Here is a 24274-nt window from a genome sequence, read left to right on the forward strand (position 1 = left end):
GCTGGAGAAAGGGTCATTCTGAGAATGAAGATTCCGACGTTACTAACTGAGTGTTGTATCTAATCGTGGGGGCAGGTCAGGGGGAGGCGGTACAACTGGCGCACTCGCTCCCGTCGTCACTGAGTGAGGCATTGCTGACGGCTGCCAGAGAAGCGTTCACCTGGTCACATAGCGTGGCCTTAAGCAGCGCCGGCAGCATGCTTATCGTATTAGCGATAGGAATGTGGTTCAGTCTGGCAAAGGTACAACGTTAATAACTAGTGAGCTAAATGACAGGGGTAATCCATCTCTTCGACTTCTTTCCCACTCAGTCGAGCGTATTGCCCCGTCAATCTCCAGAACGCAGGCTGTGTTTCCGTATAGATTTCTGCCGCTAATATCAGGCGGCGGCGATCTACCTCATTAAGTTCCAGAAGTGTCCACGGAATAAAGTAGCGATCGCTGTCCGTCAACGTAAACCACAGTGGGCATCCGCAACCGGAACAGAAGAACCGTTCACCACGATTTGAGGAAGGAAAGTGCGAAGGTTCTACCGATTCTGGTGACATCAGCGGGTGAGCGCTGGCTTCCAGATACATGGCGATGCCGCCAGACCATTTCTGACACAGCGTACAATGGCAGGCATAGACATCCAGCATTTCGACGTCAACGGTAAAATGACTCTGTCCGCAAAGACAACGACCAGTGAATGTCTGCACGGCATACTCCTTATGACCGAGTCTACATCAAGAGAAAAAGCCAGCCCTTGAAGGACTGGCTTTGTATTCTGACTACAACAAAATTAGAACTGGTAGTTCAGACCAACAGCCACGATGTTGTCGGTGCTTACACCGGCAGCTTTAGTGAAGGCATTGTCATCCAGCAGGTTGATTTTGTAATCAACGAAGGTAGACATGTTTTTGTTGAAGTAGTAGGTAGCACCTAAATCGATGTACTCAACCAGATCCTGGTCGCCATAAGTGGTGTTAAGGTCTTTACCTTTGGATTTCAGGTAAGCGATGGACGGACGCAGACCGAAGTCGAACTGGTACTGAGCAACAGCTTCAAAGTTCTGCGTTTTGTTAGCGATATAATCAGCATCACCAAACACAGTCATGTTGCGGGTTTCAGAGTAGGTGGTTGCCAGGTAGATGTTGTTCGCATCATATTTCAAGCCAGCAGCCCATACTTCAGCGTTTTTACCTTTAGCGTTCAGATTGAGAAGATCTGTGCGGTTTACCTGAGAATCAGTACGGTCAGATTTTGCATAGGTAGCACCTACACCAAAGCCTTCGTACTCATAAGTGGTAGACAGACCAAAACCGTCGCCATTAGCTTCGTTAGGATTACGTTTGTCTTCGTTTTTGCCCTGGTACTGAGCTGCAAAGTTCAGACCTTCAACCAGACCGAAGAAGTCGGTGTTACGGTAGGTTGCAACGCCAGTAGTACGGCCAGTCATGAATACGTCAGTCTGGGTCCAGGTATCGCCACCGAACTCTGGCAGAACGTCGGTCCATGCGCCGATGTCGTAGGCCACGCCGTAGTTACGACCGTAGTCGAAAGAACCGTATTCAGCGAATTTCAGACCAGCGAATGCCAGACGAGTTTTATCTTTGTCGGAACCACCGGTGGATTCAGTACGGTTACCTTTGAATTCATATTCCCACTGACCGAAGCCAACCAGCTGGTCGTTGATCTGAGTTTCGCCTTTGAAGCCCAGACGCGCGTAGGTTTTGTCGCCATCGCTGCTGGTGTCGTCAGAGAAGTAGTGCTGAGCGTGAACTTTACCGTAGATATCCAGTTTGTTTGCGTCTTTGTTATATACCTCAGCTGCGTTTACCGCACCTGCCGCCAACAGGCTAGTCACTGCCACTGCAACTAATTTAAGTTTCATTCTAAATAATCCTTATAATTTTTTCTTGGTGTGTTTCCTAAACCATTGCTAAACGAAGGGGTTCGTCAATGGCAAACTATTTTTAAATGACGCAGTGGTATAAGTTCAATAATAAGTTTCATAATATTGCGAAATATTTGAAGTTGTGTGATCCAGATCTACATAATATGGTTGATTGTATTAATCTTTATATGTGACAAATCTGAATGGGTATATTTACGTAGGGGACTATTGTCAGGGCTATGATTTAAATGGCGTTAGTTTCGCATGTGTAATATATGCATATGAAGGGATATAGATAACCGCATAATATTTTCGTGTGTTAACTAATTACCATATATTTAACATTTAATTAAACAAATACAAACATAAATCGCAAGTGGAATGAACAATTATTATTCATCAATTTGTCTAAAGTATAGCCGGGTTTTATTTGTTTGTGATAAAACCCGGCTTTTTTTCAGGCGCGGCGCGTTGCCAGCCAACAAAGTAGCGATCCCGCGCAGACCATCAGTGCGCCCTGCCAGAAAGATAGCGAAAGCGGTGCACTGAGTAACACAGCAGCCAGTGCAGAAGAGAGCACAGGGGTAAAATAGGATCCTACGGCCATGATGGTCACGTTGCCATGCAAAATGCCAATATTCCACGCCGCATAGGCAAATCCTAACGTTAATGCCGCTGAGAACATTTTAATAGTCACCGAAGTGCTGAAAATCATTTCTGGTTGCGGAGTCATAAAATAGTAAATCCACAAACTTGCGGCTGTTAGTAAAACGAACACGGTGATGCCGTTAAAGCCTTTTGCATATTTATTGGTCACCGTGCAATACGTTGCCCAGATAAAAGCGCCGAGAAAGGCGAGAAAATAGCTCAGCGGACTGCTGGCAACATTGCTGATAATTTCATCAAGGTTAAGACCGTTTTCACCACCCAATACCCAACAAACCCCGGTCAATGCGATAATTAATCCAGGGATCACCAGCCAGGTTGTTTTTTGACCATTAAATAAAATAGCAAACAATATCGTCAAACTCGGCCAGAGATAATTGACCATACCGACTTCAATAGCCTGGTGACGAGTAGCCGCATAACCGAGAGCCAGCGCTAAACATATTTCATAAGTAACAAAAAGCACGCTACCAGCGATTAAATAGCGCACAGGAATTTTTCTGATATTCGGAAAGCCGACGGTAAAAATCAGCAACAGACCACTTAACGAAAAAATCATTGCTGTGCCGCCCGCAGGACCCAGTCCTTCACTTACCCCACGCATGAGTCCGACCATCGTACTCCAGAGCACGATGGCAATGAGCCCAATTAACGTTGCCTTTTGTTTTGTCATTCTGATTGTCTGTCCATGGTACTGGCAAAAATTTAAGCTGAAATTTATAGCACTTTTATACCGTAGCGCGCTAATTAATTGCCTTTCCCATACTCCCTTATGGGTACAAGGGTTAAACAAAGTGCACTATTTAGTAGCGGAACCGTTTCGTTATTGATTTGACGCAAAAAAAATATGGATATAGCTGATAGTTTCGTCGCGAAGTTGTACATGGCATCTTTCAGACTGCTGCGCTGGCGCAATTTGAGAGATTTCATGTACGAACCCCTGCAAAAAAGAGGAAAGCAATGGACGTCAGCCGCAGACAATTTTTTAAAATCTGCGCGGGCGGTATGGCGGGAACAACAGTGGCCGCTTTGGGTTTTGCACCCAAAATGGCACTGGCTCAGGCGCGAAACTATAAGCTGTTACGCGCCAAAGAGATCCGAAACACCTGCACATACTGTTCCGTAGGTTGCGGGCTATTAATGTATAGCCTGGGAGATGGAGCAAAAAACGCCAAAGAGTCGATTTACCATATTGAAGGGGATCCGGATCATCCGGTGAGCCGCGGGGCATTATGTCCTAAGGGCGCAGGATTACTGGATTACGTGCACAGTGAAAACCGTCTGCGTTACCCGGAATATCGCGCCCCTGGTTCCGACAAATGGCAGCGTATCAGCTGGGATGAAGCATTCACCCGTATCGCGAAGCTGATGAAAACTGACCGTGACGCCAACTTTATCGAGAAGAATGAGCAGGGCGTAACGGTAAACCGCTGGCTTTCAACTGGGATGTTGTGTGCATCGGCGGCAAGTAATGAAACCGGTATGCTGACGCAAAAATTTGTGCGCTCACTCGGCATGCTGGCAGTAGACAACCAGGCGCGCGTCTGACACGGACCAACGGTAGCAAGTCTTGCTCCAACATTTGGTCGCGGTGCGATGACCAACCACTGGGTTGATATTAAAAATGCTAACGTCGTGATGGTGATGGGCGGTAACGCCGCTGAAGCACATCCGGTGGGATTCCGCTGGGCGATGGAAGCAAAAAACAACAATGATGCCACGCTGATTGTTGTTGACCCTCGTTTTACACGTACAGCTTCGGTGGCGGATATCTATGCGCCAATTCGTTCCGGCACGGACATTACGTTCCTGTCCGGCGTCTTGCTGTACCTGATTGAAAACAACAAAATCAACGCTGAATACGTTAAGCATTACACCAACGCCAGCCTGCTGGTGCGGGATGACTTTGCTTTCGAAGACGGTCTGTTCAGCGGTTATGACGCAAACAAACGCCAATATGATAAATCGTCCTGGAACTACCAGTTCGATGAAAACGGCTACGCGAAACGCGATGAAACGTTAAGCCATCCTCGCTGTGTCTGGAACCTGCTAAAACAGCACGTTTCCCGCTACACGCCGGATGTGGTGGAAAACATTTGTGGTACGCCGAAAGAAGACTTCCTGAAAGTCTGCGAAGTGCTGGCTTCCACCAGCGCAGCCGATCGCACCACCACGTTCCTGTATGCGTTGGGTTGGACTCAGCATACCGTCGGGGCACAGAACATCCGCACCATGGCGATGATCCAGTTGCTGCTCGGCAACATGGGGATGGCAGGTGGCGGTGTCAACGCCTTACGCGGTCACTCCAACATTCAGGGGTTAACCGATTTAGGTCTGCTCTCTACCAGCCTGCCGGGCTACCTGACGCTGCCGTCAGAGAAACAGACAGATCTGCAAACCTATCTGGCCGCGAACACGCCAAAAGCGACATTGGCCGATCAGGTTAACTACTGGGGCAACTATCCGAAGTTCTTCGTCAGCTTGATGAAATCTTTCTACGGTAATGCTGCACAGAAAGAAAACGACTGGGGCTTTGAGTGGCTGCCGAAGTGGGATCAGTCCTACGACGTCATCAAATACTTCAACATGATGGATAGCGGAAAAGTCACCGGCTACATCTGTCAGGGCTTTAACCCTGTTGCGTCCTTCCCGGACAAAAACAAAGTGGTGCAGAGCCTCAGCAAACTGAAGTATCTGGTGGTTATCGATCCGCTGGTGACCGAAACCTCAACGTTCTGGCAGAACCACGGCGAGTCAAACGACGTTGATCCTGCGTCGATTCAGACCGAAGTCTTCCGTTTGCCTTCTACCTGCTTTGCGGAAGAGGACGGCTCCATCGCCAACTCCGGCCGTTGGCTGCAGTGGCACTGGAAAGGTCAGGACGCACCGGGCGAAGCTCGCAACGACGGCGAAATTCTGGCCGGTATTTACCACCGCCTGCGAGAAATGTATCGCACTGAAGGCGGTAAAGCTGTAGAACCCGTTCTGAAAATGAGCTGGAACTATAAGCAGCCGGACGAACCGCACTCAGAGGAAGTGGCGAAAGAGAACAACGGCTATGCGCTGGAAGATCTCTATGATGCCAACGGTGTACTGGTTGCGAAGAAAGGTCAGTTGCTCAACAGCTTTGCGTTGCTGCGCGATGATGGTTCTACGTCATCATCCTGCTGGATTTATACCGGTAGCTGGACCGAGCAGGGCAACCAGATGGCCAATCGCGATAACGCCGATCCGTCAGGTCTGGGTAATACGCTGGGCTGGGCCTGGGCATGGCCGCTGAACCGTCGCGTGCTGTATAACCGCGCTTCGGCGGATCCACAGGGTAAACCGTGGGATCCAAAACGCATGCTTATCCAGTGGAACGGTACGAAGTGGACGGGTAACGATATCCCGGACTTCAATACCGCGGCACCGGGCAGTGGCACCAATCCATTTATCATGCAGCCGGAAGGGCTGGGGCGTCTGTTTGCTATCGATAAGATGGCGGAAGGTCCGTTCCCGGAACACTACGAGCCGATGGAAACGCCGCTGGGTACTAACCCGCTGCACCCGAATGTGATCTCCAACCCGGCAGCGCGTCTGTACGAGGCGGATAAACTCCGTATGGGCACGAAACAGGACTTCCCGTACGTCGGGACGACCTATCGTCTGACCGAACATTTCCATACCTGGACCAAGCACGCATTGCTGAATGCGATTGCCCAGCCAGAGCAGTTTGTGGAAATCAGCGAAACGCTGGCGGCAGCGAAAGGGATCAACAACGGCGATCACGTGAAAGTTAGCAGTAAACGTGGATTTATTCGCGCAGTTGCCGTGGTGACCCGTCGTCTGCGTACCCTGAACGTCAACGGTCAGCAGGTTGAAACGGTTGGGATCCCAATCCACTGGGGCTTTGAAGGAGTCGCGCGTAAAGGCTTTATCGCCAACACCCTGACGCCGAATGTCGGTGATGCAAACTCGCAAACGCCGGAATACAAAGCGTTTTTAGTTAACATCGAGAAGGCGTAAGGGAGGCGAACATATGTCTATGGAAACGCAGGACATCATCAAACGGTCCGCAACAAACTCCATCACGCCGCCACCTCAGGCCCGTGATTACAAAGCCGAGGTCGCGAAACTGATCGACGTTTCCACCTGTATAGGCTGCAAGGCCTGTCAGGTGGCATGCTCAGAGTGGAACGATATCCGCGATGAAGTTGGCCACTGCGTCGGGGTGTATGACAACCCCGCCGATCTCAGCGCCAAGTCCTGGACGGTGATGCGGTTTACCGAAACCGAACAGAACGGCAAGCTGGAATGGCTGATTCGTAAAGACGGCTGTATGCACTGTGAAGATCCGGGCTGCCTGAAGGCATGCCCGTCTGCCGGGGCAATCATCCAGTACGCCAACGGGATTGTCGATTTCCAGTCAGAACACTGTATTGGCTGCGGCTACTGTATTGCCGGGTGTCCATTTAATATTCCGCGCCTCAATAAAGAGGATAACCGCGTGTATAAATGTACGCTGTGTGTCGACCGGGTCAGCGTCGGGCAGGAACCAGCCTGCGTGAAGACCTGTCCGACCGGGGCAATACATTTCGGTACCAAGCAGGAAATGCTGGAAATGGGCGAACAGCGCGTGGCAAAACTGAAAGCACGCGGTTTCGAACACGCCGGTCTCTACAACCCGGAAGGTGTGGGTGGTACGCACGTTATGTACGTTCTGCATCATGCCAACCAGCCGGAGCTGTATCACGGCCTGCCGAAAGATCCGCAGATCGATACCTCTATCAATCTGTGGAAAGGGGCGCTGAAACCGCTGGCCGCTGCCGGATTTATCGCCACCTTCGCCGGGCTGATTTACCACTACATTGGTATCGGTCCGAATAAGGAAGTGGACGACGAGGAGGAGGATCATCATGAGTAAGTCGAAAATGATTGTGCGCACGAAGTTTATCGACCGCGCCTGTCACTGGACGGTGGTGATCTGCTTCTTCCTGGTGGCGCTGTCGGGGATTTCGTTCTTCTTCCCGACTCTGCAATGGCTGACGCAAACCTTCGGTACGCCGCAGATGGGACGCATTTTGCACCCGTTCTTCGGCATACTGATCTTCGTCGCGCTAATGTTCATGTTTGTGCGCTTTGTGCACCACAACATCCCGGATAAAAAAGATATTCCGTGGCTGAAAAACATTGTGGAAGTGCTGAAAGGCAATGAACACAAAGTGGCGGATGTGGGCAAGTACAACGCCGGGCAGAAAATGATGTTCTGGTCGATCATGAGCATGATTTTCGTGCTGCTGATTACCGGTATTATTATCTGGCGTCCATACTTTGCACAGTTCTTCCCAATGCAGGTCGTGCGCTATAGCCTGCTGATCCATGCGGCGGCGGGGATTATCCTGATGCACGCCATCCTCATCCATATGTATATGGCATTCTGGGTGAAAGGTTCGATTAAAGGCATGGTTGAAGGGAAGGTGAGCCGTCGCTGGGCGAAGAAACATCACCCACGTTGGTATCGCGAAGTTGAAAGACAAGAAGCGAAAAAAGAGAGCGAGGAAGGGGTTAACTAATCCCTGATGTTCCCTCTACGCAATGGCGCTACATCGGTAGCGCCATTTTTTTGCCAAAAAAACGTCATGTTTCTGTCATCTGCTGAACGTAAGGTGTTGTCTTTCCAATAATAGAAGAGTTAAAAGACAATGCATCTGGTGAAAAAACTACTCGCAGTCAGCGTATTTCTTTGTGCTTCAGTTCAGGCGCAGAACATCCTCGAATTTCCTCAACCGGAGAACAACCCGGAAGAGTTTTATGCCGTAACCGAAATCCCGGCAGGTGGAATGATTAAATATGAAACCGACGCCAAAACCGGGTTTATCGTTGCCGATCGCTTCCAGTCAATGCCGGTTGCCTATCCCGCCAACTACGGTTCACTCACCCAGTCTTTAGCCGGTGACGGCGACCCGCTGGATGTTATCTTTTATACTCGTGCGCCGCTGGCTCCAGGGACGTTAATTAAGCTGCGCGCAATAGGCGTCCTGAAGATGATCGACGGCGGTGAAAAGGACGACAAAATTGTCGCCGTGCCAGCCAGTAAAATTGACCCCACTTATGACAACATCAAAGAATTGAGCGATCTGCCCAAGATTGAAGTTCAACGTCTGGAATCTTTCTTCCGCGTGTACAAAGATCTGCCGGAAGGGCGCAAGAAGGTCGAATTAAACGGTTTCAACGACGCCGCCACGGCAAAGCAAGAGATCAAACAGGCCTGGGATGCCTGGAAAGAGAAAAAACCGCAGCAATAAATGGTATGCCGGATGGCAGGCCTACACGCGCATTTTGCTGGTGTAGGCCGGATAAGCTTGCGCCATCCGGCAAAAAAGATTACTCCAGTTGTGAGTTCAGACGCTCAATCTCTTTACGCCATTGCGCCTGTAACAGCGGTTTTTGATGTTTCGGCTTGCGGGCGAGATCGTCGGCCAGACGCTGTTCCAGATCGAGGAGTTGTTCCAGCAATCCATCGCTGTCACAGCTTATTTCAACTTTCGCTTCGACCACCGTTTTGGGAACGGTTATCTCCGCGGACGTTTCCCTAATACGTGCATTAACCGCCTCCAGATCGTGCCATTCACTGAGTTCGCCATTGTCGATTAACCAGAACCGGTTACAGCTTTGGCTGATAAGCTGCCGGTCGTGACTGACCAGCAACACGCCGCCGTTATAGCTTTGTAGCGTTTCTGCCAGCGCCTCTTTACCTTCCATATCCAGATGGTTGGTCGGTTCATCGAGCATCAGCAGACTGTAGCGCGCAAGCGTCAGCCCCACAAACAGCAGCCGGGAGCGCTCACCGCCGCTTAATGTATTGACCCTCTGCGTATGACGAATCCACGGAAAACCCGCGCTAATCAGCGCCATCTTGCGAATCTCTGGCTGCGGGGCAAACGCTTCCAGCGCGTCAAACAATGAATCGTTATCGGCAAGCTGATGCAGCGTCTGATCGTAATAGCCCAGCGTAACGCGCGGGTGCAACACCAGTGAAGTCGATGCCAGCGGTGACTGAAACTGTTGCCAGATAAGCCTTAACAGCGATGATTTACCGCAACCATTACGCCCGACAATTGCCACGCGATCGCCGCTTTTTAACCGGATACCGGCAATGGAAAACAGTGTATCTGCGTCGGGAGCAGGGGCTACAGACAGATTGGTCATCTCCAGCAAACGATCTGCACGCAGGGAATCACCCCGCAATGTTAGTGTCCACTGACTTCCTGCCGTCACTTCTGTCTGCACCTCTTTCAGGCGCTGCACCTGTTTTTCCATCTGCTTGGCCTTGCGGGAGAGATCTTCGTTGTCGTAGACCCGCCCCCAGGTTGCCAGCCGTTTGCTGCTGGCGGTAACCCGGTCTATCTCTTTTTGCTCAGCCTTGTGGCGCAGAGCATCGCTGACGTCTCTTTCTGCCAGCGCCTGACGTGCCGCGCTACAGGGCAGATCAAAGGCATGGAGAGTGCGATCGCGCAGGATCCACGTTCCGTGAGTCACCGCGTCCAGCAACTGCGGGTCGTGGGAAACCACCACAAAACTGCCAGACCAGTTCTGTAAGAACTGCTCCAGCCACAGTAATGTTGGCAAATCCAGATGGTTACCCGGTTCATCCAGCAGCAGCAGGTCAGGATTACGCATCAGCGCCCGCGCTAATAGCAAGCGTGTGTGCTGGCCACCGCTCAACGTTTGCGCTGTCAGAGATAAGTTCTCTGGCGTGAAACCCATTTCGGCAAGCAGCGCTTCAACCCGCCATTGTTGAGCCGCACGCTCATGCTCAGGAAGTTGAGCGAGAACGGCTTCCTGCAGCGTAAGAGGCAGTATATCGTCAGGTAGATGTTGTTCTACACGCGCGAGATGGCAGTGATTCGCTTGCGCGATTGCTCCACTGGTGGGCGACATCGTGCCATCGAGCAGTTTTAACAGCGTGCTTTTGCCGCAGCCGTTGTAACCGATAAGCCCGATGCGGTCGCCTTTTTTCAGGGTAAAGGAAAGATCGTCGAATAGCGTGCCGAATGCCGTATCAACGTGTAAGGATTGTGCGGTTAGTAATGTGCTCATTGTTGCTTACTCAAGAGTTACAGGCGTGAAAACGCCTCGTCAAACATCGCTGACGATAACCCGGTAAGCCCGAGAGAAGGGGATTTAGAAGTTAGCTTCGCTCAAGCAGAAGTTATCGCAGCACGATACCGATAACGCTTGAGCACTGGCGATCGCCAAAAGCATGTGAAACGATAAAACGTTCACAGTACAGCATAAGTATCCTCCTTTTGTTTTTCAGAGTGTTGATCGGTAGCGAAAGTGTAATCGCAAATTACACTTTCGCGCAAACTTTGCACGCCCGGCAGCAATGTGCCGCCGGGCAAACCGTCAGATAGAAGTACGACGGTAGTCGCGATATTCCGCCTGCCAGAAATTATCGTCAATAGCCTGTTGCAGCGCTTCAGCGGAGGTTTTCACCGCCACACCTTGCTGCTGGGCCATTTTACCGACGGCAAAGGCAATGGCACGAGAAACCGTCTGAATATCTTTCAGTTCCGGTAGCACCAGTCCTTCACCGTTGAGCACCAGCGGTGAATACTGTGCCAGCGTTTCACTGGCCGACATCAGCATTTCATCAGTGATGCGCGACGCGCCAGAAGCAATCACGCCAAGGCCAATACCCGGGAAGATGTACGCATTATTACACTGGGCGATCGGGTAAGTTTTCTCTTTCCACAGTACCGGTGCAAACGGGCTACCGGTCGCAACCAGCGCGTTACCTTCGGTCCAGGCGATGATATCCTGCGGCGTGGCTTCTACGCGAGAAGTCGGGTTAGACAGCGGCATGACAATCGGACGCGGACAATGCTTATGCATTTCGCGGATGATCTCTTCGGTAAACAGACCAACCTGTCCGGAAACCCCGATCAGGATGTCAGGTTTAACGTTGCGAACCACATCGAGCAACGACAGGACATCTTCTTGTGTATCCCAGTGCTGCAGATTTTCGCGTTTTTGCACCAGTTTGGTCTGGAAGGAGAGCAGGTTCGGCATTTTGTCGGTTAACAGGCCAAAGCGATCGACCATGAATACGCGTTGACGCGCCGCTTCTTCGCTTAAACCTTCTCGCTGGATTTGCGCAATGATCTGCTCGGCGATCCCGCATCCTGCGGAACCCGCGCCGAGGAAGACGATGTTTTGTTCGCTCAGCTGGCTTCCGGCCGCGCGGCTAGCCGCAATCAGCGTACCGACGGTAACCGCCGCGGTGCCCTGAATATCGTCGTTAAATGAGCAAATTTCATCGCGATAACGGGTCAGCAGTGGCATAGCGTTTTTCTGGGCGAAATCTTCAAACTGCAACAGCACGTCCGGCCAGCGATGCTTCACGGCCTGGATGAATTCATCAACGAATTCGTAGTATTCATCATCAGTGATACGCGGATTGCGCCAGCCCATATACAGCGGATCGTTCAGCAGTTGCTGGTTGTTGGTCCCCACGTCCAGTACCACCGGAAGTGTATAGGCCGGGCTAATTCCGCCACATGCGGTATACAGCGACAGTTTACCGATTGGAATGCCCATCCCGCCGATCCCCTGATCGCCAAGACCTAAAATACGTTCGCCATCGGTGACAACGATGACCTTGATATTGTGGTTAGGGACGTTTTGCAGGATATCGTCCATATTGTGGCGGTTCTGATAAGAGATAAACACGCCGCGCGCACGACGATAAATCTCAGAGAAACGCTCACAGGCTGCGCCGACCGTTGGGGTATAGATAACTGGCATCATCTCATCCAGGTGATTATGCACCAGTCGGTAAAACAGGGTTTCGTTGGTGTCCTGGATGTTGCGCAGGTAAATATGCTTGTCGATTTCGGTTTTGAAGCCCTGATATTGGATCCAGGCGCGTTCAGCCTGTTCTTCAATCGTTTCGACGACTTCCGGCAGTAACCCCAGCAGGTTGAAGTTACGGCGTTCTTCCACACTGAAGGCGCTCCCTTTATTCAGTAAAGGGAATTCCAGCAGTACCGGGCCAGCGTAAGGGATGTAAAGGGAACGCAGTTTTTTAGTTTCGTTTTCCATGTCACTCACTCTTTTTTGAATAACCGTCCCTGGCGCTCTTTATGATCGTATGTGGCCTGTTCGCCAGGGAAACGGGCGAAGTATAAAGCATTGTGAATGGGTTAAGGGGTTTTATAAGCAAAAACACCACTGCGGTTGCAATGGTGTTTATCTCGTTACTCAGTCAGACGTGCGAAAGGCTACTTGCCGTCAGCGCGGCGCTTTCTTCCAGTAGGATTGTTGACCACGTTGGTTTTGTCACCTTCGGTCACGATTTTACGTTGATTTGAGATTTTGTGGTCCAGTCCGAGAATATGACGGGCCTGACGGTTCGATTTCATTCTAACTCCTTAATCCTGTTACTGGTTTCAAGGGCGAGCCCGTATGAGAACGGACGAAATACAACCTGATATAAAGCCGATGTTCAACATAACGGCTTTCTGGATGGTCGGTCATTTTATCTGAAAGGTCAATGCTTAAGCGGCAAATGAGAACTATCCCGTATGTAACATACTTTTCCCCGGGCGTCCTATACTAGTAACTCCGACGACAACACAGGAGAGCGATAATGACTATCCATAAGAAAGGTCAGGCACACTGGGAAGGCGACATTAAGCGCGGCAAAGGCACTGTGTCGACCGAAAGTGGCGTGTTGAATCAGCAACCGTATGGGTTTAATACACGATTTGAAGGTGAGAAAGGTACCAATCCTGAAGAGTTGATTGGCGCGGCCCATGCAGCCTGCTTCTCGATGGCGCTTTCACTGATGCTGGGTGAAGCAGGGTTTACCCCAGATGCCATTGATACCACTGCCGATGTTTCTCTGGATAAGGTAGATGCCGGGTTTGCGATCACTAAAGTCGCGTTGCATAGCCAGGTGAGCGTGCCGGGGATAGACGCCGCCACGTTTGACGGCATCATCCAGAAAGCAAAAGCCGGATGCCCGGTATCTCAGGTTCTGAAAGCGGAAATAACGCTGGATTACAAACTGAAGTCTTAATAAAGTCGTGCCGGATGTGACCAGTTCTTATCCGGCACCTGATGATGTTATTGCGCTACCCAACCGCCATCCATATTCCACGCTACGCCACGCACTTGCGCCGCACCGTCTGAACATAAGAATAACGCGAGATTCCCTAACTGCTCTGGAGTAACGAATTCGCGCGACGGCTGCTTTTCAGCCAGCAGGGCGTCACGGGCTGCCTCAGGATCTGCGCCTTCGGCAATACGCTTATCGACCTGCTGCTGGACCAGCGGCGTTAGCACCCAGCCGGGACACAGCGCATTGCAGGTGATTTCCGTCTGCGCGGTTTCCAGCGCGATGGTCTTGGTTAATCCCACCACACCGTGCTTCGCTGCTACGTACGCAGATTTCTCTTTTGAAGCCACCAGGCCGTGAACAGAAGCGATATTAATGATGCGCCCCCAGTTTCGCGCGCGCATACCGGGAAGCGCCAGACGCGTGGTGTGAAAAACGGAGGAGAGGTTAATCGCGATAATCGCGTTCCATTTATCAACCGGGAAGGTTTCTATCGGTGAAACATGCTGGATCCCAGCGTTATTGATAAGAATATCCACACCGCCGAATTCGCTCTCTGCATAGCGCATCATGTCGGCAATTTGCGCTTCATCGCTCAGATCCGCGCCATGATAGCCTGGCGTTTTGCCATACTGCGCAACAGCGTCTTTGGCGGCATCAACATCACCAAACCCGTTGAGGATCAGGGTGGCGCCAGCTTGCGCCAGCACCTGTGCGATACCTAATCCGATACCGCTGGTCGAGCCGGTAACCAGGGCGGTTTTTCCCGTTAAGTTCATGATGATTCTCCTTAAACAATTCCGGTGGTGTAGAAGACGCCGATGACAAACAGTACGGCCAGACTTTTAATGATGGTAATAGCGAAAATTCCGCCATACGCCTGACGATGACTAAGGCCGGTGATAGCCAATAAGGTAATGACCGCGCCGTTATGCGGTAGGGTGTCCATACCGCCGCTGGCCATAGATGCCACGCGGTGGAAGACTTCAAGTGGGATATTGGCGGCATGTGCGGCAGCGATGAAAGTGTCAGACATGGCGGCAAGCGCAATACTCATCCCGCCAGACGCCGAACCGGTGATCCCGGCAAGCGTGGTAATGCTGATAGCCTCATTGAGCAGCGGGTCAGGAATAGCCGCCAGCGCTTTTGAAAGCACGAGGAAGCCCGGCAGGGCGGCGATCACTGCGCCAAAACCGTACTCTGACGCGGTGTTCATCGCCGCGAGGATCGCGCCGCCAACCGCCGTTCTGCTGCCTTCCGCCAGGCGACCTTTAATGTTGCGGTAGCCGAAGAGCACCACCAGCAGGATCCCAGAAATCAGCGCCGCTTCCACTGCCCAGATAGCGGTGATTTTACCGACTTCGGTGGTAATCGGTTTGGCAAGACCCGGAAGTTCAAGTTGATGCGTGGCGCCGTACCACTGTGGGATCCAGCGGGTAAACAGCAGGTTAAATACCCCAACCAGGATCAGCGGAGAGATCGCGATGATCGGGTTCGGCAGATTAATGTTATCCGGCGTTTCCGGCTCGTTTAACAGTTCAGTGCCATAGCCTTCATTCTTTGCCTGCGCTTTACGACGCTGACGTTCGAGATAAACCAGACCGACGAAAATAATAAACAGCGAGCCTATCAGCCCCAGCCACGGCGCGGCCCAGGCGTTAGTCCCAAAGAAGCTGGTCGGAATAATGTTCTGGATCTGCGGCGTGCCTGGCAGAGCGTCCATCGTGAAGGAGAACGCGCCCAGCGCAACGGTGGCCGGGATCAGGCGCTTAGGAATATTACTCTGGCGGAACAGCTCCGCCGCAAATGGATACACCGCAAACGCCACGACGAACAGCGAAACCCCGCCGTAGGTTAACAGCGCGCACACCAGCACGATCACCGGAATAGCGTGACGACGGCCGAGGATGTTGATAGCGGCGGCAACAATGGAACGTGAGAATCCAGATAACTCGATTAACTTGCCAAACACTGCACCCAGCAAGAACACCGGGAAGTAAAGCTTCACAAAACCGACCATTTTTTCCATAAACAGGCCGGTGAAAGCAGGGCCGACGGCGCTGGGTTCAGTGAGTAATACAGCACCTAATGCCGCGATGGGGGCAAACAGAATGACGCTGTATCCGCGATAGGCTGCAAGCATCAGCAGGCCCAGCGCTGCCAGGGCGATTAATACACTCATCATGACTCCTTATTATTATATTGGGGTACAGAAAGAGACGTTATGGTTTCAGGGCAAAACGCAGTTGATGCTCTCTGCGTTGCTGGATGTACTCCTTGCGCGAATCATCCCAGCGATAAAATCCCTGACCGCTGCGTAAACCGGTATCACCGTTGGCTACCTTGTCAGCGACCAACGACATCATCTCGCTGCCGGTTGCCAGTTCCGTGAGCAGATGCCGACAAATATCCTGCACCGTAGAGAGTCCGGTCATATCTGCCGCTTCCAGCGGGCCAACCATCGCATAGCGACGTCCGAGCGAGGCGCGCATGACCTGATCCACCACCTCTGCGCTGGCGATGCCGCTTTTAACGATATGAAGCGCTTCACGCAGCAAAGCAAACTGCAGTCGATTGCCGACAAACCCTGGTGCGGCGCGATCGAGCACGACGGCTTCCAGTTGCATCGAGAGCAGCAACTGTTGCAGCTCACGCAGGTATTCCGCTTTGGTGGCGGTGCCGGGGACAATTTCGACCAGCGGAATAAAATGTGGCGGGTGCCAGAAATGGGCGATGAGCAGCCGCTCAGGATGGACGAGCTTTTCTGCCAGCGCATCCGGCGGCAGGCCGCTGGTATTACTGGCAATGACGGCCTCAGGCGCGATCAGATCTTCCAGTTGCGCATACAACGCGTGCTTGAGCTCGAGCCGCTCCGGGATCGCTTCAATCAGTAACCCGCACGCAGCAATCTCCGGTAGCGAAGTCGTACCGTGCAGACGACTCACAACCTGTTCTTTTTCGTCTGCGGCAAACTGTTCGGCGGTAATCAGCTCATCCAGAATACCGCTGGCAACGGCGCTAATTTCTGCAATTCGGCTGCTATCGGTGTCGTACAGCCAGATATCGTGACCATAACGGGCGAAGTGGGTGGCAATACCGACCCCCATTAACCCCGCCCCCAGAACGCAGACAGGCTTACTTTGCATGAGAGACCTCCTGCAAACGCTCTACCGCCAGCGCTACGCCCTGACCGCCGCCTACGCACAGCGTAGCCAGCCCTTTGGTCGCGTTACTGCGGGCCATTTCGTGCAACAGTGTCACCAGGATTCGGCAACCAGATGCACCGATGGGATGGCCCAGCGCAATCGCGCCGCCATTTACGTTCACCCGGTCGTTGTCCCAGTTCAGGGATTCGCCAACCGCCAGCGCTTGTGCGGCAAAGGCTTCGTTGGCCTCAATGAGATCGACATCATTCAACGTCCAGCCCGCTCGCTTCAGGCACTGGAGTGACGCTTCTACCGGCCCAAGGCCCATAATGGCGGGATCGACACCAGAAACCGCGTAGCCTGTTACCCGGGCAAGCACTGGCAAATTGAGTTCTGCGGCTTTGCCGGCGCTCATCAACATCACCGCGGCGGCACCATCATTGATGGATGATGCATTTCCGGCGGTCACCGTGCCGTTTCCTGGTCGAAATGCTGGTTTAAGTTGCGCCAGCTTGTCGGCCTGAGTATCCGGGCGAGGCTGTTCGTCACGGTCCACCACACGTGGCGGCTTTTTGCCTTGTGGGACGCTAACCGGCGTGATTTCCGCGCTAAAACGACCCGCTTCAATGGCAGCGGCGGCTTTTTGCTGGGAGCGCAGGGCAAAAGCGTCCTGCTGCTCACGACTGATTACGAACTTATCCGCCAGATTTTCGGCAGTAATACCCATGTGATAGTCGTTGAACGCATCCCACAGGCCGTCATGCACCACGCTGTCTTTCATACTGGCATGACCTAACCGCAGACCAGCCCGCGCGCCGTCGAGAAAATAGGGCGCATTGCTCATGCTCTCCTGGCCTCCGGCAATCACGATTTGCGCATCGCCACAGCGAATTGCCTGTACCGCCTGATGCACCGCCTTCAGGCCAGAACCGCACACAAGATTAATAGTTAACGCCGGTGTGGTTGACGGCAGTCCTGCGCGTAACGCCGTTTGTCTGGCCGGATTCTGGCCGCAGCCTGCCGTCAGAACCTGACCTAAAATCACTTCATCAATTTGTTCAGGCGCCACAGCCGTTTTTTCCAGCAGCGAACGGACAACCGCTGTACCTAACTCCACGGCGGAAAGTGGTGCCAGCGCACCATGAAAACTGCCAATCGGGGTGCGCGTTGCCGCGACAATTACAACATCCTGCATGGTCAGCTCCTCAGTTAAATTGCATTTCGGGGACAGTTTCGGGCACGATCAGCTTGCCGGCGGTTCTGGCGACGATTTCATCCACACTGATACCCGGGGCGCGTTCACGCAGAATGAACGCCCCGTCGGCAATTTCCAGCAGAGCCAGGTCGGTAAGCACGCGTTTGATGCAGGCCACGCCGGTCAACGGCAGGGTGCAGGCGGGAAGCAGTTTGGACTCACCGCTTTTGGAAGCATGGGTCATTACCACGATGATGTTGTCGGCTCCGGCAACCAGGTCCATCGCGCCGCCCATGCCTTTCACCATTTTTCCGGGGATCATCCATGAGGCGATATTGCCGTTAACATCGACTTCAAACGCACCGAGCACCGTCAGATCAACGTGGCCGCCGCGGATCATGGCGAAGGATTGCGCAGAGTCGAAAATCGCCGCGCCTTTGCGCGCTGTCACGGTCTGTTTCCCGGCGTTAATCATGTCGGCATCAATTTCGTCTTCTGTGGGAAACGGCCCCATACCCAGCAAACCGTTCTCTGATTGCAGCATCACGTCCATGCCATCAGGGATATAATTTGCCACCAGAGTGGGAATGCCGATCCCAAGGTTGACGTAATAACCGTCGCGCAGCTCTCGGGCGACGCGCATCGCCATTTGTTCACGCGTTAACATGGTCAGGCTCCTTTCTGGCGCAGGGTGCGTTGTTCAATACGTTTTTCAAACTGCCCCTGAATAATGCGGTTAACGAAAATTCCGGGAGTGTGAATCGCTGCAGGGTCCAGTTCTCCGGGAGGGACAATCTCTTCGACTTCCACGACGGTAATGCGCCCGGCGGCAGCCATCAGCGGATTAAAGTTCTGTGCGGTGTGGCGATAGATGACGTTGCCGTACCAGTCGGCTTTCCAGCCTTTAACCAATGCAAAATCACCGGTTATCGCCTGTTCAAGGATGTAAGGGCGTCCGGCAAACTCGCGAACCTCTTTCCCTTCCGCCACGGGGGTTCCATATCCGGTCGCGGTAAAAAATGCCGGGATCCCTGCGCCGCCCGCGCGCAACTGCTCTGCCAGCGTACCCTGTGGCGTCAGGATGGCTTCCAGTTCGCCGCTAAGCACCTGCTTCTCAAACAGGGCGTTTTCCCCTACATAGGACGCGACCACTTTGCGCACCTGGCGCGTTTCCAGCAGTACGCCAAGGCCAAAGCCATCCACGCCACAGTTGTTTGATACAACGGTAAGTCCCTGTACTTCTCGACGGCGTACTTCGGTAATCAGGTTTTCAGGGATCCCACATAAACCAAAACCGCCCGCCAGCAGCGTCATGTTGTCGGTCAGTCCTTCCAGCGCCTCTTGATAAGTGGCAACACGTTTATCCAGTCCAGCCATACACTTGCCTCCCCAGTTGTCCTTGCCGACATCATTGGGGGTGAAAAATGATTTGTTAATTTTAAATTTGTGACTCACTCATTGGGTTTTTTTATCAATTTAATGTTAATTAAAGGTATTCAACAAGTTAAAGGAATGCGAAATGGGAATGAGCATCAAACAGTTACGCGCGTTTTTAGCGGTAGCTCACACTCTGAATTTTGCTCATGCCAGTGAAAGACTGAACATGTCGCAACCCGCATTAAGCCTGGCGATTAAAGGACTGGAAGATTCGCTGGGCGGGGCGTTACTGTTGAGAACCACCCGCAAAGTGACTCTGACGCAGGAGGGAGAAACGCTGCTGAATATGGGGAGACAGCTGCTGGCGGACTGGGAGAATACTGAAGAAGCCATGCGCCAACGCTTTACGCTACAGCGCGGTAAAATCTCGATCGCCGCCATGCCCTCATTTGCCGCTAACGTCCTGCCATCGGTACTGAAAACGTTTCGTGATTCTTATTCTGGTATCAACGTAACGGTTCATGATGTGATCAATGAACACGTGATTGAAATGGTCAGTGAAGGGCGGGTCGAGATGGGCATAGCCTTCGAGCCGGACTATTCGGGACATCTGCATTTCACGCCGCTCGGCGTGGATCGTTTTATCGCGATTGTGCCGCCAACCTGTCGGCTGGCAGACAGGGATCGTATTGCATGGCGCGAACTGCTAACGCTGGATTTCATCACCTTGCAACGTCCGTCAGCCGTGCGGCTGATGCTGGAAGAACAACTGGTGCAAAGCGGACATACGCTGGAAGTAGCGCTGGAGAGCCATCAATTAGTAACCGTTGGCCGTCTGGTGGCTAACGGTCTGGGCGGTAGCGCCGTACCTGCACTATGCCGCACGCAAATGACAGAGTTAGGCGCAACCTGTATCGATCTGGATACTCCGGTGATCCAGCGTCGGATCGGGGTTTTGCGTTCAGCACATCATAAATTATCTACTGCTTCCGAGGTGCTGGTGGATTCACTGAAAAAGGCGTATCGCACCTGACTTTTCTCAACGGCTCAGGTCATGTAACCGCCCGCCAGCATCGAACATCACATCCGGTATCACTTTTCAGTAATGCCTGTTTTTTCTCACAACCGTGGGTTGCCAATGGACATCTGTCACGGAAAAAGCATCCCTGAGGCAACGTTCGGTTTCCCGGTAGCTCGGTTTTACGTAACACCAAATCTTCCGTCAGTGGCGCGCCCGTTTTAGGGACAGAGTCCAGCAATAACCGTGTGTACGGATGGGCGGGATGAGTGAGAACGTGTTGAGCGTCGCCCAGCTCAACAATTTGCCCGAGGTACATCACCGCCACACGGTCGCTCATATGGCGGACCACCGACACGTTATGCGATATCAATACGTAGGTCAGATTTCTGCGCGCCTGAAGTGACACCAGAAGATTGAGAATTTGCGCCTGCACAGAGATATCCAGTGCTGAAGTGGGCTCATCGAGGACGATAACATCCGGTTCTGACGATAGTGCCCGGGCGATGGCGATACGCTGGCGTTGTCCACCGGAAAACGCATGCGGCAGACGGTCGAGATATTCCGGACGGATGCCTACCTGTTGGGCCAAATCTTCAGCAAGCATACGGCGCTCACGTTCCGGACTTCGTTTTTGGATCCATACCGGCTCAGTGATCGTGCGCCATACCGGTAAGCGAGGATCCAGCGATGAAAGAGGGTCCTGAAAGACCATTTGCATACCGTTATGCTGTTTATCACCACGGCGAGAATAGCTTCCCTGGCTGGGTTTCAGCATGCCCATCAGCAGTTGCGCCAGCGTACTTTTTCCACAACCGGATTCGCCAACAATCCCCAGCGTTTCACCCTGGCGAATCTGTAAATCCAGACCGTTGAGCGCATGCACCCGTTCCGTAACCTTGCCAAGCCAGTTTTTACGCGCAGGAAAGTTGACATGAACATCCTGCAGCGCCAGTAAAAAATCAGACATGTGTTGTCTCCAGTTGTGGATACCAGCAGGCAGATTGTTGATCTACGCCTCCCTGACTACTTAACGCAGGCGTTTCTTCACAACGAGGACCAGCGGCAAAGCAGCGCTCACGAAATGCGCATCCGGCAGGTAAGCAGGTTAGGTTCGGCACGGTGCCGGGGATCGCAGGTAACAATGCGCGCGGCTCGCCGTGTTCCGGCGCGCATTTCAGCAAGCCGATGGAATAGGGATGCGTCGGACGTTGAATAACGGTTTGCGTCGGGCCACTCTCAATCACGCTCCCGGCATACATGACGTACAACCGGTCGCATAACTGTGAAACCACCGCCATATCATGACTGATAAATAACACGGCTGTTCCGCTGGCCCGTGCTTTTAACTTCAGCAAACGCAGCACCTGCAGTTGCACCGTGACGTCCAGCGCGGTGGTCGGTTCATCGGCAATAATAAGCTCTGGCTCGCACGAAAAGGCCAGCGCAATCATCACGCGTTGGCGCATCCCGCCGGAAAGCTCAAACGGAAATCGTTTCATGACCTCCGGCGCGTCCGGGATTTGCATCTCTTCGAGTAGAGCGACGGCTTTATGACGGGCATCCGTGCGGCTTAACGCCTGGTGATGGCGGATCACCTCCACCATTTGCTGGCCGATACGCCGGGTCGGATTCAGTGCCGTCATGGGCTCCTGAAAGATCATCGCGACGCGTGCGCCGCGCCATTGGCGCATTTGTTTCTCACTGGCGTTGAGCACATCTTCACCCAGCAGTGAAACGCGTCCCTGGTGAATACGATAGCTTCCCTCCGGAAGCAGGCGCATGGTGAGCATGGCGGTCACGGACTTACCGGAACCGGATTCACCCACCACACCAACGATTTCTCCACGGTTGATGTGCAGTGATACATGGTTCAGCGCATGCACATCAGCTTTATAGCCGGGGAAACTCAGATGTAAATCTTCGATTTCCAGTACGGGTTGTGTCATGACTGTTTTCCTCCGGCTTTCGGATCAAGCAGATCGCGAATACCATCGCCAAAGAGATTAAAGCCCACGGCGGTAATCAGAATGGCGGCGCCGGGAAAAGCACAATACCACCACTGATCAAGCACGTAATTGCGGCCAATTGCGACCATCGCGCCCCATTCAGCGCTGGGTTGCTGTGCGCCCAGACCGATAAACCCGAGCGTGGCAGCCATCAGGATCGCACTGCCGATATCCAGCGATGCCTGCACAATGAGTGGTGGCAGAGAATTGCGTAAAATGTGCCAGCTAATCAGATGCCAGCGTGAAGCGCCGTAGGTCCGGGCAGCCTGTACATAGCTAAACTGGCGCACCACTAACGTCTGACCGCGGGCGAGGCGCACATAGAAAGGGATACGGACGATGGCAATCGCCAGCATAGCGTTAAACAGGCTGGGGCCCAGCGCGGCGGCCAACGCCATCGTCAGCACCAGCGAAGGAATGGACAGCATAATGTCCATCATCCGCATAATTATCGCGTCGGCGCGCCCGCCCATGACACCCGACAAGCAGCCCAGCAGTGATCCCAATCCCCCGGCGATACCCACCACCACCAGACCCGCAACGACCGACTGCTGACTTCCTACCAGAACGCGACTGAACAGATCGCGACCGACTTCATCGGTACCAAACCAGTGAGCGGCTGACGGGGGCAGCAGGCGCGCACTCAAATTGATGGCATTAGGATCGTGTGGCGTTATCCACGGCGACAGCACCATCAGCAGCAGTATCAATACGATGATGACCCCGCCAACCAGCGTCAGCGGGCTACTTTTCATCATCCAGAACAGTTTGGCCCAGTCCGTGCGGCGGCGTGCTGTCTGAGGGGCGGTCGGCGTTTCTTGTGTGAGCATCATTCAGCACCTCCATGTCCAATTCGAGGATCTACCCACAAATAGAGCAAATCCACCACCAGGTTGACCAGCACATAGGCGAACGAGACCACCACGGCAAATCCCATTACCGCCGGGAAGTCGAGCGCCTGAATTGAGGTCACTACCCAAGCGCCCATACCTGGCCAGGCAAAGACCGTTTCGGTCAATACCGCACCGTAGAGCAGATCGCCCAGCGCCAGGCCGAGGACGGTGATTGATGGGATGAGTGCGTTAGGCAATGCATAGCACAGCACGATGTACCAGCCCGGTAACCCGCTGGCGCGGGCGGTACGAATGTAATCTTCACTCAGTTGCTCCAGCATGGCGGAACGAATCTGGCGGGCAACGATCCCAAGATGTACAAAAGCCAGTGTCAACGACGGTAAAATCAGGTGCTGAAGCGCATTGAAAAAGACTTCGCCGTTGCCTTCCAGCAGTGCATCAATCAGGTAGAACCCGGTGACGTGAGCAGGTGGATCCAGCCAGTCGTCTAAACGTCCACCGCCGGGTAAAATTTGCAGATGACCGTAAAACAGCACTATAACCCCCAGCCCCAGCCAGAATGCTGGCGTGGAGATACCGGTAATTGCCATTAGCCGAACAAGGTGATCAAGCCAGCGGTTACGCCAGACCGCAGATAAAATACCCAGCGGGATACCTATCACCAGCGCCAGCAACAAAGAGCAGAAAGCCAGCTCAAGGGTAGCGGGGAAGAAAATGCGCAGTTCATCCAGTACCGGACGCCCGGTGCGAATGGAGGTGCCTAAATCGCCGTGAAAAATGTCGCTGACATAGCGAAAAAACTGGACATACAGCGGTTGATTCAGCCCCAGCTGTTGGCGAATATTTTCGACAATTTCATCGCTGGCGCGGTCGCCCGCCAACAGCCGTGCGGGGTCGCCAGGTATCAGATGTGAAATAATAAAGGTGATTACGCAAACACCGATAACCACCAGAATAAGTCCCCAGCATCGCTGGCGCAAAATACTCCAGAACGTCATTAGCTTCCCCTTGCGGAGCCAGAGCGGC

21 protein-coding genes and 2 pseudogenes are annotated in these 24274 nt (G+C 52.9%); 7 read left to right on the plus strand and 16 right to left on the minus strand.

Going from position 1 to position 24274, the window contains the following annotated elements:
• Nucleotides 1–71: 71 nt before the first annotated feature.
• Nucleotides 72–254 (plus strand): annotated as a pseudogene (locus tag OGV85_RS00050) (MFS transporter); the annotation flags it as partial.
• A gap of 3 nt (nucleotides 255–257) precedes the next feature.
• On the opposite strand, the gene OGV85_RS00055 reads toward OGV85_RS00050, so the two are convergent.
• The 3 genes from OGV85_RS00055 to yddG form a co-directional block, all read right to left on the minus strand.
• Entirely contained in the window at nucleotides 258–698 is a 441-nt protein-coding gene (locus OGV85_RS00055; protein WP_003836219.1) for a GFA family protein, read from the minus strand.
• An 83-nt stretch (nucleotides 699–781) separates the two neighbouring features.
• Nucleotides 782–1873: a porin OmpD gene (gene ompD, locus OGV85_RS00060; RefSeq protein WP_003020085.1), complete on the minus strand. Its 1092-nt coding sequence runs from the start codon at nucleotides 1871–1873 to the stop codon at nucleotides 782–784.
• A 460-nt stretch (nucleotides 1874–2333) separates the two neighbouring features.
• Entirely contained in the window at nucleotides 2334–3215 is an 882-nt protein-coding gene (gene yddG / locus OGV85_RS00065) for an aromatic amino acid efflux DMT transporter YddG (protein WP_286552854.1), read from the minus strand.
• 287 nt (nucleotides 3216–3502) lie between these two features.
• On the opposite strand from yddG, the gene fdnG reads away from it, so the two are divergent.
• From fdnG to OGV85_RS00085, 4 genes and pseudogenes are all read left to right on the plus strand, one after another.
• On the plus strand, nucleotides 3503–6550 hold the full coding sequence (gene fdnG / locus OGV85_RS00070; protein WP_088169047.1) for a formate dehydrogenase-N subunit alpha: 3048 nt from the start codon (nucleotides 3503–3505) through the stop codon (nucleotides 6548–6550).
• A gap of 13 nt (nucleotides 6551–6563) precedes the next feature.
• On the plus strand, nucleotides 6564–7448 hold the full coding sequence (gene fdnH / locus OGV85_RS00075) for a formate dehydrogenase N subunit beta (RefSeq protein WP_032949308.1): 885 nt from the start codon (nucleotides 6564–6566) through the stop codon (nucleotides 7446–7448).
• A complete protein-coding gene (gene fdnI / locus OGV85_RS00080; RefSeq protein ID WP_003020054.1) occupies nucleotides 7441–8097 on the plus strand; it encodes a formate dehydrogenase-N subunit gamma in 657 nt (218 codons plus the stop codon). Before fdnH ends, fdnI begins: the two co-directional genes overlap by 8 nt.
• Nucleotides 8098–8226: 129 nt before the next feature.
• A pseudogene (locus OGV85_RS00085) lies at nucleotides 8227–8827 on the plus strand (inorganic diphosphatase); the annotation flags it as partial.
• An 81-nt stretch (nucleotides 8828–8908) separates the two neighbouring features.
• On the opposite strand, the gene OGV85_RS00090 reads toward OGV85_RS00085, so the two are convergent.
• From OGV85_RS00090 to sra, 3 genes are all read right to left on the minus strand, one after another.
• The gene (locus OGV85_RS00090; protein ID WP_061548275.1) at nucleotides 8909–10624 is read right to left on the minus strand and encodes an ABC-F family ATP-binding cassette domain-containing protein; all 1716 of its coding nucleotides are present in this window, start codon (nucleotides 10622–10624) and stop codon (nucleotides 8909–8911) included.
• A 309-nt stretch (nucleotides 10625–10933) separates the two neighbouring features.
• On the minus strand, nucleotides 10934–12631 hold the full coding sequence (gene maeA, locus OGV85_RS00095; protein WP_003020042.1) for a malate dehydrogenase: 1698 nt from the start codon (nucleotides 12629–12631) through the stop codon (nucleotides 10934–10936).
• A 179-nt stretch (nucleotides 12632–12810) separates the two neighbouring features.
• A complete protein-coding gene (sra, locus tag OGV85_RS00100) occupies nucleotides 12811–12951 on the minus strand; it encodes a stationary-phase-induced ribosome-associated protein (RefSeq protein ID WP_003020039.1) in 141 nt (46 codons plus the stop codon).
• Between the two features lie 227 nt (nucleotides 12952–13178).
• Between sra and osmC the strand changes: the two genes are divergently transcribed.
• Complete coding sequence (gene osmC / locus OGV85_RS00105; RefSeq protein WP_003020036.1) at nucleotides 13179–13610, plus strand: peroxiredoxin OsmC; 432 nt, start codon at nucleotides 13179–13181, stop codon at nucleotides 13608–13610.
• A 47-nt stretch (nucleotides 13611–13657) separates the two neighbouring features.
• Here osmC and OGV85_RS00110 read toward each other — a convergent pair whose 3' ends face one another.
• The 6 genes from OGV85_RS00110 to OGV85_RS00135 are packed head-to-tail and all read right to left on the minus strand — an operon-like array spanning nucleotide 13658 to nucleotide 19367.
• Nucleotides 13658–14428 (minus strand): 3-hydroxybutyrate dehydrogenase, encoded by a 771-nt coding sequence (locus OGV85_RS00110; RefSeq protein ID WP_061548274.1) that lies wholly within the window; start codon nucleotides 14426–14428, stop codon nucleotides 13658–13660.
• Nucleotides 14429–14439: 11 nt separating this feature from the next.
• Nucleotides 14440–15834 (minus strand): GntP family permease, encoded by a 1395-nt coding sequence (locus OGV85_RS00115; protein ID WP_196491835.1) that lies wholly within the window; start codon nucleotides 15832–15834, stop codon nucleotides 14440–14442.
• A 37-nt stretch (nucleotides 15835–15871) separates the two neighbouring features.
• Entirely contained in the window at nucleotides 15872–16795 is a 924-nt protein-coding gene (locus OGV85_RS00120; RefSeq protein WP_061548273.1) for a 3-hydroxyacyl-CoA dehydrogenase family protein, read from the minus strand.
• Entirely contained in the window at nucleotides 16785–17990 is a 1206-nt protein-coding gene (locus tag OGV85_RS00125) for an acetyl-CoA C-acetyltransferase (protein WP_061548272.1), read from the minus strand. The genes OGV85_RS00120 and OGV85_RS00125 overlap by 11 nt, the downstream gene beginning before the upstream one ends.
• 10 nt (nucleotides 17991–18000) lie before the next feature.
• Nucleotides 18001–18657, minus strand: coding sequence for a CoA transferase subunit B (locus tag OGV85_RS00130; RefSeq protein ID WP_003020022.1), 657 nt, complete (start codon nucleotides 18655–18657; stop codon nucleotides 18001–18003).
• 2 nt (nucleotides 18658–18659) lie between these two features.
• Nucleotides 18660–19367, minus strand: a complete 708-nt coding sequence (locus OGV85_RS00135; protein WP_003020020.1) for a CoA transferase subunit A — start codon at nucleotides 19365–19367, stop codon at nucleotides 18660–18662.
• Nucleotides 19368–19509: 142 nt separating this feature from the next.
• Here OGV85_RS00135 and OGV85_RS00140 point away from each other — a divergent pair, with 142 nt between their 5' ends.
• Nucleotides 19510–20400 (plus strand): LysR family transcriptional regulator, encoded by an 891-nt coding sequence (locus OGV85_RS00140; RefSeq protein ID WP_003020016.1) that lies wholly within the window; start codon nucleotides 19510–19512, stop codon nucleotides 20398–20400.
• Between the two features lie 19 nt (nucleotides 20401–20419).
• On the opposite strand, the gene OGV85_RS00145 is transcribed toward OGV85_RS00140, so the two are convergent.
• Genes OGV85_RS00145 through OGV85_RS00160 form a run of 4 tightly spaced genes read right to left on the minus strand, consistent with a single transcriptional unit; the run spans nucleotide 20420 to nucleotide 24246 of the window.
• Complete coding sequence (locus OGV85_RS00145) at nucleotides 20420–21355, minus strand: ABC transporter ATP-binding protein (RefSeq protein WP_048217721.1); 936 nt, start codon at nucleotides 21353–21355, stop codon at nucleotides 20420–20422.
• Nucleotides 21348–22334 carry an ABC transporter ATP-binding protein gene (locus OGV85_RS00150; protein WP_003020012.1) on the minus strand — a complete coding sequence of 329 codons (987 nt, stop codon included), beginning with the start codon at nucleotides 22332–22334 and terminating at the stop codon, nucleotides 21348–21350. The genes OGV85_RS00145 and OGV85_RS00150 overlap by 8 nt, the downstream gene beginning before the upstream one ends.
• Nucleotides 22331–23227, minus strand: a complete 897-nt coding sequence (gene ddpC / locus OGV85_RS00155; RefSeq protein WP_003020010.1) for a D,D-dipeptide ABC transporter permease — start codon at nucleotides 23225–23227, stop codon at nucleotides 22331–22333. The genes OGV85_RS00150 and ddpC overlap by 4 nt, the downstream gene beginning before the upstream one ends.
• Complete coding sequence (locus tag OGV85_RS00160; protein ID WP_061548270.1) at nucleotides 23224–24246, minus strand: ABC transporter permease; 1023 nt, start codon at nucleotides 24244–24246, stop codon at nucleotides 23224–23226. The genes ddpC and OGV85_RS00160 overlap by 4 nt, the downstream gene beginning before the upstream one ends.
• Nucleotides 24247–24274: the final 28 nt, after the last annotated feature.

Source organism: Citrobacter sp. Cf132, assembly GCF_030333885.1.
In the GTDB taxonomy this organism is placed as follows: Bacteria; Pseudomonadota; Gammaproteobacteria; order Enterobacterales; family Enterobacteriaceae; genus Citrobacter; species Citrobacter freundii.

What these genes read in the sequence shown, in the direction of transcription:
- ompD (WP_003020085.1), bottom strand. Translation starts at nt 1,873, where the DNA reads ATGAAACTTAAATTAGTTGCAGTGGCAGTGACTAGCCTGTTGGCGGCA.
- yddG (WP_286552854.1), bottom strand. Translation starts at nt 3,215, where the DNA reads ATGACAAAACAAAAGGCAACGTTAATTGGGCTCATTGCCATCGTGCTC.
- fdnH (WP_032949308.1), top strand. Translation starts at nt 6,564, where the DNA reads ATGTCTATGGAAACGCAGGACATCATCAAACGGTCCGCAACAAACTCC.
- fdnI (WP_003020054.1), top strand. Translation starts at nt 7,441, where the DNA reads ATGAGTAAGTCGAAAATGATTGTGCGCACGAAGTTTATCGACCGCGCC.
- OGV85_RS00090 (WP_061548275.1), bottom strand. Translation starts at nt 10,624, where the DNA reads ATGAGCACATTACTAACCGCACAATCCTTACACGTTGATACGGCATTC.
- maeA (WP_003020042.1), bottom strand. Translation starts at nt 12,631, where the DNA reads ATGGAAAACGAAACTAAAAAACTGCGTTCCCTTTACATCCCTTACGCT.
- sra (WP_003020039.1), bottom strand. Translation starts at nt 12,951, where the DNA reads ATGAAATCGAACCGTCAGGCCCGTCATATTCTCGGACTGGACCACAAA.
- osmC (WP_003020036.1), top strand. Translation starts at nt 13,179, where the DNA reads ATGACTATCCATAAGAAAGGTCAGGCACACTGGGAAGGCGACATTAAG.
- OGV85_RS00110 (WP_061548274.1), bottom strand. Translation starts at nt 14,428, where the DNA reads ATGAACTTAACGGGAAAAACCGCCCTGGTTACCGGCTCGACCAGCGGT.
- OGV85_RS00115 (WP_196491835.1), bottom strand. Translation starts at nt 15,834, where the DNA reads ATGATGAGTGTATTAATCGCCCTGGCAGCGCTGGGCCTGCTGATGCTT.
- OGV85_RS00120 (WP_061548273.1), bottom strand. Translation starts at nt 16,795, where the DNA reads ATGCAAAGTAAGCCTGTCTGCGTTCTGGGGGCGGGGTTAATGGGGGTC.
- OGV85_RS00125 (WP_061548272.1), bottom strand. Translation starts at nt 17,990, where the DNA reads ATGCAGGATGTTGTAATTGTCGCGGCAACGCGCACCCCGATTGGCAGT.
- OGV85_RS00130 (WP_003020022.1), bottom strand. Translation starts at nt 18,657, where the DNA reads ATGTTAACGCGTGAACAAATGGCGATGCGCGTCGCCCGAGAGCTGCGC.
- OGV85_RS00135 (WP_003020020.1), bottom strand. Translation starts at nt 19,367, where the DNA reads ATGGCTGGACTGGATAAACGTGTTGCCACTTATCAAGAGGCGCTGGAA.
- OGV85_RS00140 (WP_003020016.1), top strand. Translation starts at nt 19,510, where the DNA reads ATGGGAATGAGCATCAAACAGTTACGCGCGTTTTTAGCGGTAGCTCAC.
- OGV85_RS00145 (WP_048217721.1), bottom strand. Translation starts at nt 21,355, where the DNA reads ATGTCTGATTTTTTACTGGCGCTGCAGGATGTTCATGTCAACTTTCCT.
- OGV85_RS00150 (WP_003020012.1), bottom strand. Translation starts at nt 22,334, where the DNA reads ATGACACAACCCGTACTGGAAATCGAAGATTTACATCTGAGTTTCCCC.
- ddpC (WP_003020010.1), bottom strand. Translation starts at nt 23,227, where the DNA reads ATGATGCTCACACAAGAAACGCCGACCGCCCCTCAGACAGCACGCCGC.
- OGV85_RS00160 (WP_061548270.1), bottom strand. Translation starts at nt 24,246, where the DNA reads ATGACGTTCTGGAGTATTTTGCGCCAGCGATGCTGGGGACTTATTCTG.